The sequence below is a fragment of the Citrobacter sp. R4 genome (assembly GCF_026719175.1).
In the GTDB taxonomy this organism is placed as follows: Bacteria; Pseudomonadota; Gammaproteobacteria; order Enterobacterales; family Enterobacteriaceae; genus Citrobacter_A; species Citrobacter_A sedlakii.
Window position 1 is genome coordinate 1 of sequence record NZ_JAPPSU010000052.1, and the last position, 1,001, is coordinate 1,001.

General features: G+C 54.9%; 1 protein-coding gene. It reads left to right on the forward strand.

The features are described from left to right. The coding region (gene tuf, locus OOJ60_RS24500; RefSeq protein WP_205613307.1) for an elongation factor Tu at positions 1 to 1,001 on the forward strand (1,001 nt) is incomplete at both ends.

A 1,001-nucleotide genomic window follows, 5' to 3' on the forward strand; every position in this document is an offset into this window, starting at 1 on the left:
CTGACCGCTGCAATCACTACCGTACTGGCTAAAACCTACGGCGGTGCTGCTCGCGCATTCGACCAGATCGATAACGCGCCGGAAGAAAAAGCGCGTGGTATCACCATCAACACCTCTCACGTTGAATACGATACCCCGACCCGTCACTACGCACACGTAGACTGCCCGGGCCACGCCGACTATGTTAAAAACATGATCACCGGTGCTGCGCAGATGGACGGCGCGATCCTGGTTGTTGCCGCGACTGACGGCCCGATGCCGCAGACCCGTGAGCACATCCTGCTGGGTCGTCAGGTAGGCGTTCCGTACATCATCGTGTTCCTGAACAAATGCGACATGGTTGATGACGAAGAGCTGCTGGAACTGGTAGAGATGGAAGTGCGTGAACTGCTGTCTCAGTACGATTTCCCGGGCGACGACACGCCGATCGTTCGTGGTTCAGCTCTGAAAGCGCTGGAAGGCGACGCGGAGTGGGAAGCGAAAATCATCGAACTGGCTGGCTTCCTGGATTCTTACATTCCGGAACCAGAGCGTGCGATTGACAAGCCGTTCCTGCTGCCGATCGAAGACGTATTCTCCATCTCCGGTCGTGGTACCGTTGTTACCGGTCGTGTAGAGCGCGGTATCATCAAAGTGGGCGAAGAAGTTGAAATCGTTGGTATCAAAGAGACTGCGAAGTCTACCTGTACTGGCGTTGAAATGTTCCGCAAACTGCTGGACGAAGGCCGTGCGGGTGAGAACGTAGGTGTTCTGCTGCGTGGTATCAAACGTGAAGAAATCGAACGTGGTCAGGTACTGGCGAAGCCGGGCACCATCAAGCCGCACACCAAGTTCGAATCTGAAGTGTATATTCTGTCCAAAGACGAAGGCGGCCGTCATACTCCGTTCTTCAAAGGCTACCGTCCGCAGTTCTACTTCCGTACAACTGACGTGACTGGCACCATCGAACTGCCGGAAGGCGTAGAGATGGTAATGCCGGGCGACAACATCAAAATGGTTGT